General features: G+C 71.5%; 1 protein-coding gene and 1 pseudogene. One reads left to right on the top strand and one right to left on the bottom strand.

Features of this window, described 5'->3' with window-relative positions; genetic code table 11:
* Positions 1-317: pseudogene (locus WA805_RS15310) on the top strand (hypothetical protein); the annotation flags it as partial.
* On the opposite strand, the gene WA805_RS15305 reads toward WA805_RS15310, so the two are convergent.
* Positions 265-1509: ABC transporter permease (locus WA805_RS15305; protein WP_425242651.1), on the bottom strand; the 1245-nt coding region annotated here is incomplete at its 5' end. The pseudogene WA805_RS15310 and the gene WA805_RS15305 overlap by 53 nt on opposite strands.

Raw genomic sequence — 1509 nt, 5'->3', positions numbered from 1 at the left:
TCAGCCAGGACCTGATGGTGACCGAGTCGATGGGCCCGATCTACGACCGCACCCAGGAGCAGCTCGGCTCCACCGACAAGGCCATCAGCCGGATGCGGCACCTCCTCATCTCCGCCGCCAAGGACCTGGCCGAAGGCAAGGAACCGCCCGCTGTGGACGCCGACATGGACTTCCGGTCGATCCGCGGCGCCGAGAAGATCCTCGAGCCTGGCGAAGACTGGCGCGTGCTCGGCACCAGCGACGACCCGGTCGTCCAGGAAGCCTTCAGCGCCGAGTCCGGCGCGGCCGACCTGACCGAACTGTACGAAGACCAATAGCCCGCCGCACAGGATTGTGGGCGGCATGCCGGTAACGGCGTAACTCGGCGCGCAGCAGCGCGGCCGCGGGGGTGCGGCCCGCAACCCAGCCTGGCAGCAGGGCCACCACGTTGGCGGTGACCAGCGCGCCGGCCACGATGAGCACGACGGTCAGCGCCGGGACCGTCGGCTGCCGCACGACGCTGATCTGCCCGGCGAACAGATCCCACAGCGCGCGGCCGAGCCCGATGCCCAGCGGGACGCCCACGATGGCGCCGACCGTGATCGCGGCGGTGGACTGCCACGCCACGGTGGCGGACAGCTGGCGCCTGGTGAACCCGAGGGTCTTGAGCAGCGCGAGGTCCCTGCGGCGACGGCGGACCGAGGACATCAGCGTCAGCAGCAGCGAGCTGAGCGCGCCGAGCGCGAGGGCGCCGGCCAGGATCACGGGCGCGGTGCCCATCGACTGGTAATCGGCGATTTCCGCCGGGCGCTGCACGGGCAGCACCACACCGCCTACCTTGGCCGGGACGATGGTCTGGAGAACCTTCTGCTGCGCGGCGAGGTTGGCGCCGGGGCGCAGGGTGACCAGGATGTTGTTGGGCTCGTTCCCGGCAGCGCCGGGAATGTCCTGGTACGGCAGCACGGCGCCGGTGCCCATCTCGGTGTGCAGGGTGGCCGCGACGCCCATCGAGGGCAGGGTAGCGGTGCCGACGATCCGCGCGGAGAACGGGCGCGGTCCCCCGTCGGTGACCGTGACGACGTCGCCGACGTTCTTGTGCAGCTGCGCGAGGGTCATCGCGCCGAGCACCATTTGCCCTGGTCCCTGCAGGCCGTGGCCGGACAGCAGCGGGGGCGCGACCGGCGCGTTCGTGTCCGTGCCGAGGACAGGGACGGTCACGCCGTCGATCTGCGCGGTGCCGAACCAGACACCCGTCCACGCCGCGACCTCCGGGTCGTGGTTGAGGACGGCCGTCGTCTGGTTGTGGTTGACGGTAATAACCCCTGAGCTCAGCGCGTAGGTCCAGTTCCAGCCATACAGCGCCGGGTGCGAGACGAGCGTGGTCAGGCTCGCGCCGAACGTCACCGTCGCCAGCAGCACGACGGTGGCCAGGACGGTACCGAGGATGGCCGACCTGACCGGCGCCCTGCCGCGTTCCGCGCGCGGGTCGAGAGCCAGCCGGACGCCCTCGGCCGCCGGCGCCGGCAGGCC

The organism is Trebonia sp. (assembly GCF_049794275.1).
GTDB lineage: Bacteria > Actinomycetota > Actinomycetes > Streptosporangiales > Streptosporangiaceae > Trebonia.
The sequence above is the reverse complement of the archived record's forward strand: the minus strand, read 5'-3'. Positions and strand labels throughout refer to the sequence as shown.